Source organism: Accumulibacter sp., assembly GCF_032229525.1.
Lineage (GTDB): Bacteria > Pseudomonadota > Gammaproteobacteria > Burkholderiales > Rhodocyclaceae > Accumulibacter.
Window position 1 is genome coordinate 1 of record NZ_JAVTWB010000215.1, and the last position, 5,203, is coordinate 5,203.

Here is a 5,203-nt window from a genome sequence, read left to right on the forward strand (position 1 = left end):
GGGTCAGAAAGGCGCCAGGAGAGGCGCCAGGGTCAGTGCGAACAATCCAACAAGCTTGCGAACAGCGATGAATCGCAAAAATGTGCCTGCGCGCTGCGGTGCAAGATACGGATTCATCACCCTTCAAATAGCGATCCAATCGTGTCGCCGATGAAGTGCACTGCTCCGTCGGCCCTGCAATATGCCTGCAGCCCTCATAAACGCTGGTGGTCTGCGGAGAATACACCCATCGCCTTCGCTGAACCCGGAACGCGAAGCCTTCATTCGCGTCATCGCGGAATCCGGCAAGGCACCGATCAGAATGGTTTCCGTGGTGCAGGCGCGCATGGTTGTCTATGGTCGGAGCGGTCATCGCGCCGGGGTGATTCTGGACAACCTGCTCCGTCTGCCCGTGTTTGAAGTGGCGCCGCCCGGCGCGGCGGAGACCGATGCCGCTTACGCGGCGTTCGTCGCCTACGGCAAGGGGAGCGGACATCCGGCAGGACTGAATTTCGGCGAGATCTTCCGTTACGTCCTAGCCAAAGTGCGCGCGTCGCCGCTGCTTTTCAAAGGCGACGACTTCGCGCAAACCGACATCGTCAACGCCCTTTCCGCGGAACAATGAGGGTCGCCGCGGGCGGCTGCATGAGGCACCGCCGCCAATGGAGTAGCGCCCCAAATGGCACTCAATGCACCGATGAGGGCTAGAAAACAAGCGCGTCAGCCGCTCTCGGTGCTGTTGAGGTCGATGTAGAACATCGACATCACGTCTTCCTGCTTGCGCGCTCGCGGTTCGCTACCGATCACCGCGGTTTCCACGCGCGCGGCCTGCAGGGCCGGGCGCTTGATGAAGGTGGGGTAGAGCTCGCAGTGCCTTTCGACCGATTCGGCCTGCTGGACGACAAAATTCCGGGCGAGACTTTGTCACGAAGCGCCCTTGAATCCGATTCGCCATCCCGCTTCACTCTGGCTTGGTCGTCAGCGGTGTTACGATCACCCGAAATCCCCACCGACGATGAACGCATGATCGTCGTTCATACCATTGGGGTTCTGGACCAGCGAACGAGGAAATGATGGCCGTGCAGGCGACAACTGGCAGATTGCTCGACACCTCGAGCGCTCAGCGCGAACCGAGGCAGCAGCTGGTGGCGGGCAAGGCGCGAATGATCTTTGGCCTCGCCAACGAACAGTCGATCACCTGGCGCTGCGCGCAAGCGTTTCGCGGCATCGACGGAGATCTGAGCATCATCGATCTGAGGGAAAAATCGCGGACGTTCACCGTGTTAGGGGCGCAGACCCTCGCTGTGCCGCCAGCGCTCCATGTCCCCTGCGATGCCTACCCTCGAGCGCACACCGGTCAATGACTGCCCAACGCCGCCCTCTGCTCATGGCCGCCGTAGTGGCTGCGTTGCTCGTCCTGGCCCTTGCCATCACTATCGCGCTGATCGATATCAATCGTTACAAGCCCGAAATCGAGCAAGCGGTCAAGACGCACACCGGCCGCACGCTTCTGTTCAAGGGTGATCTCGGGCTGTCGATCTTTCCCAAGCTGGCGATCACGCTACCGGCCAGCACCTTGTCGGCCCGCAACGGCGAGGCGGAGTTCCTCAGCTTCACGTCAGCGCGGGTGGCGGTCGCCCTGCTCCCCTTGCTGCGACAAACGCTGGTCGTCGAGTCGATCGACGTGCTGCAGCCGCGGGCAACGGTGACGCGGCAGGGCGACGGCAGCCTGGAGGTCGACGACATGTTCGACGAACCTGCGGGGCCTGTCGGACACGGCGAGAAGAATGCACGAGAGACGCCAGAACCTCGTCAAAGGCCGGACGAAGCCGTGGCGGCAGACTGGGAGATTGGTCGCCTGGTGCTTACCGACGGGGCGATCACGCTACGCGAAGGAGGCAGCGGCAAGACCATCGCGTTGTCGGCGATCAATCTGGAAACCGGCCGCTTGGCGCCGAAGGCAAAGCTGCCTCTCTCGCTGACAGCGCATGTAACTTCGACGGCACCGGAGTTCGCCGGCAACCTCGAACTGGCAGCGACGCTAGACCTCGATCTCGCCGCCTCGGTGTTTGCCGCCACCGACTTCAAGCTCAGCTTCGCCGGCACGCGGGGATTCGAGGCCCGGCTCGCCGGTCCGCTCAGCGTCAATATCGAGAGCCGGACGCTCGACATGCCGCAGATCGACGGCGAGATCAGCATGCTCAACCCGCAGCTGCCGGAAGGGTCGGCGCGTGTCGCTTTCACCGGTGCGATGAAGGTGGATGGCAGCCGCGAACACGTCGACCTGAAGCTTGCCTCCCGTGCAGCCGATGCCAGCTTGAAAGCAACGATCACGCTTGAGAACTTCGCGCAACCCGAAATCGGCTTCGACGTGGAGGGTGATCGACTCAATGTCGACCGCTACCTGGCGCCAGCCGGCAAGGCAGCGGCCGCGAGCCCGCCGGCGGCGAGCGCGGCTCCAGGTCACGCAGTTGCCACAGCAGAAACGGCTCCAGGCGCGGGGGCGGCCACCGAGAACGCCGCCACGAAAGCTACAGGAGTTGCCGCTACTGCGCCCCCGACCGATGGTGTGAAGGCAGCGGCGCCCGCGGCAACGCCGTCGAATCAGGCCTTCGACCTGTCGCCCTTGCGCGACCTGCGGCTGGACGGCAAGCTGCAGATCGGGCAGCTACAGCTTCGCGGCATCCAGGCGACTGCGGTGCGCGCCAGCGTACGCGGCGCTGCGGGCCGCACGGCGATTTCGCCGCTGAGCGCGCAGCTTTACGGCGGCAAGGGCAGCGGCGACTTGACGCTGGATGCACAAGGCAACCGCGGCTCCCTGAACTTGACTTTGAACGATGTCGAAATCGGCGGGCTGGCACGCGACGCCCTGGGCCGCAACGATCTGGGCGGACGCGGCGATTTCCGGTTGGCGCTGTCGACCAGTGGCCAGTCGCGCGCCGAGCTGACCCGTACAGCGCAGGGAACGGGACGCTTCGCCTTGCGCGACTTTGCGCTGGTCGGCATTGACCTGTCTGCGGTACTCGGCCGGGCCATGGGCGCCTTTAAAGGCGGCGGCACACAGGGCGGCAAGATCGACCGCTCGCAACGCACCGTGCTGTCGCGCCTGAGCGGCACCGTCAGGCTCGCCGATGGTGTCGCTCGCAATGACGACCTCGATGGCGCCACAGCACAACTCGGGCTGGGCGGCAGCGGCCAGTTCGACCTGCTGTCGAAGAATCTGGATTACACACTGCGCGTGACGGTGAGCGCCAATCCTGTCCAGAGCTCGAAACTGCTGACGACGCTGGCCGGCGTCACCGTGCCGGTACACTTCAACGGCCCGACGGATGATCTTCGCTACTCGATCAACCTGAGCGATGTCCTCACCAACGCCTTAGCGCATCGCGGCGTCGGCGCTGCTGTTGTCGAAGAGGCGGAACGCTTTCTCGGCAGGATGTTCGGGCGCGACAAGAAGAAGTAAGAGGACGCTTGCCGGCGGTCAGCGCCGGCCAGAATCCGGCGCCGGGCCTCAAGCGCCGATCCGGAGGCCGGTCTTCTTGAGTATGCGGGTCGAGAACAGGACGTCGTAGGCGCGGCAATCGGCACCCAGCAGTTCGGCGATCTGTTCCACCTTGACCAGCACTTCGGCGCGCGAGCTGCCATGCACCATGGCGAACAGGGTATACGGCCACTCGGGCAGCTTGCGCGGACGGTGGTAGCAGTGGGTGACGAAATCGAGTGCACCGACGACGGCGCCGAGTTCGTCGATGCGCTCCTCCGGCACATCCCAGACGCTCATGCCGTTGGCGGTGTAGCCGATGGCGTAGTGGTTGGGAACGGCGCCGATACGGCGGATGACGCCGCTGTCGAGCATGCGCGCCAGCCGCTCCATCACTTCCTCGGGCGAAACGCCGAGTTGCTCGGCCAGCTGGTGATAGGGCCGGGCGACCAGCGGCAGGCCAGCTTGCGTCGCCAGCACGAGACGGCGATCGAGTGGGTCCATCAGGCCGTCCACCGCGGCGCTCATGTCCGCACCGCCAGTTTCATTTCGACGAAATACTCACGCAGCTTCGGAAAGGGAAAGACCGGCAGGCCACTGGCTTCCTCGATGCCGCGTACCGCTGCCGCAATGCCCTCTGCGGTCTCGGTGGCGAGCACGAACCACATGTTGAATTCACAGTTCTGGTCACTTTCACGCCGGTAGTTGTGGGCCACCTCGGGGAAAGCGTTGACCACCTCGAGCACGCGCTGCCAATGCGCTTCGGGAACGCACATCGCGGCGAGGACGAAGGCGCCGCCCATGCGCTCGACCTGGAACATCGGGCCGAAGCGGGTCAGCACGCGGGTATCGAGCAGCGCTTGCAGACGGTCGAGCAGCTCCTCCTCGCCGATGCCGAGTTGCGCGGCGACCTGGGCGTAGGGCCGCTCGCAGATCGGGAAATCACCTTGCAGGGAATCGATGATCGCCCGATCGACATCGTCGATGGCAGCGCTCTCACGCATAGCGTGCGCCGCCCTGCTTGAAACGGGTCAGCGAGAAGAGGATGGCGTGCGCGTGATCATTCAGATGCAGCCGGGCTCGCAGCTCGGCAATCCGCGCTTCGACTTCGGCACGGACCTGACCGTGGATCATGCAGAAAAGGTTGTAGCGCCACTCCGGCAACACCCGCGGCCGTTGGTAGCACAGCGTGACGCCCGGCTCGCGGGCCAGTATCTCGCCGACTTCGGCGACGGCTTCATCCGGGATATCGTGCACCAGCATGGCGTTGGCGGTGTAACCAAGTTCGTGATGCCTGACGATCACCCCGAAGCGCTTGATGATGCCTTCGCCACACCAGAGACGGATGCGTTCGAGCACCTCGATCTCCTCACAACCGAGACGGCTGGCGAGGACGGAAAACGGCCGGATGAACAGCGGCAGGCCTTCCTGCAAGGCCATCACCAGCCGCCGCTCGAACTCGTCGAGCTGCCGTGGCGGCACAAAAGCCTGCCTGCGCGCACGCCCGGGCGACGGCTTTTCAGCGCTCCCGTCCAGCGAAAAACCGAGGTCAATATGGTACTCCTGCAGCAAGGGCAAGCGCAGCAACGGATAGCCAGCCGCCCGCTCGATCGCACCGAGCGCCGCCTGCAGGCGTCCTTCCGAACCGGCGGTGACGACAAACCACAGGTTGTAGTGATGCTCGCGCTCGTAATTGTGGTTCACCTCGGGGAAACGATTGACCGCCTCGGCAACGATGGTGAG

At 64.3% G+C, this 5,203-nt stretch carries 6 protein-coding genes; 3 read left to right on the top strand and 3 right to left on the bottom strand.

Features of this window, described 5'->3' with window-relative positions:
• Positions 1 to 301: 301 nt before the first annotated feature.
• The 3 genes from RUW20_RS17450 to RUW20_RS17460 all read left to right on the top strand — a co-directional run bounded on the left by RUW20_RS17450 (position 302) and on the right by RUW20_RS17460 (position 3,442).
• Positions 302 to 604: a type II toxin-antitoxin system VapC family toxin gene (locus RUW20_RS17450; RefSeq protein ID WP_313953498.1), complete on the top strand. Its 303-nt coding sequence runs from the start codon at positions 302 to 304 to the stop codon at positions 602 to 604.
• Between the two features lie 454 nt (positions 605 to 1,058).
• A complete protein-coding gene (locus RUW20_RS17455; RefSeq protein WP_313953499.1) occupies positions 1,059 to 1,343 on the top strand; it encodes a hypothetical protein in 285 nt (94 codons plus the stop codon).
• Positions 1,340 to 3,442: an AsmA family protein gene (locus tag RUW20_RS17460; RefSeq protein WP_313953500.1), complete on the top strand. Its 2,103-nt coding sequence runs from the start codon at positions 1,340 to 1,342 to the stop codon at positions 3,440 to 3,442. The genes RUW20_RS17455 and RUW20_RS17460 overlap by 4 nt, the downstream gene beginning before the upstream one ends.
• 48 nt (positions 3,443 to 3,490) lie before the next feature.
• Here RUW20_RS17460 and RUW20_RS17465 read toward each other — a convergent pair whose 3' ends face one another.
• From RUW20_RS17465 to RUW20_RS17475, 3 genes are all read right to left on the bottom strand, one after another.
• Positions 3,491 to 3,988 carry an AsnC family transcriptional regulator gene (locus RUW20_RS17465; RefSeq protein ID WP_313953501.1) on the bottom strand — a complete coding sequence of 166 codons (498 nt, stop codon included), beginning with the start codon at positions 3,986 to 3,988 and terminating at the stop codon, positions 3,491 to 3,493.
• Positions 3,985 to 4,464 carry an AsnC family transcriptional regulator gene (locus RUW20_RS17470; RefSeq protein ID WP_313953502.1) on the bottom strand — a complete coding sequence of 160 codons (480 nt, stop codon included), beginning with the start codon at positions 4,462 to 4,464 and terminating at the stop codon, positions 3,985 to 3,987. The genes RUW20_RS17465 and RUW20_RS17470 overlap by 4 nt, the downstream gene beginning before the upstream one ends.
• Positions 4,457 to 5,203, bottom strand: a 747-nt coding sequence (locus tag RUW20_RS17475; RefSeq protein WP_313953503.1) for an Lrp/AsnC family transcriptional regulator, incomplete at its 5' end; no start/stop codon positions are given. The genes RUW20_RS17470 and RUW20_RS17475, both read right to left, overlap by 8 nt.

Coding starts and splice junctions, on each gene's coding strand:
- RUW20_RS17450 (WP_313953498.1), top strand. CDS start 302: ATGGTTTCCGTGGTGCAGGCGCGCATGGTTGTCTATGGTCGGAGCGGT.
- RUW20_RS17460 (WP_313953500.1), top strand. CDS start 1,340: ATGACTGCCCAACGCCGCCCTCTGCTCATGGCCGCCGTAGTGGCTGCG.
- RUW20_RS17465 (WP_313953501.1), bottom strand. CDS start 3,988: ATGAGCGCCGCGGTGGACGGCCTGATGGACCCACTCGATCGCCGTCTC.
- RUW20_RS17470 (WP_313953502.1), bottom strand. CDS start 4,464: ATGCGTGAGAGCGCTGCCATCGACGATGTCGATCGGGCGATCATCGAT.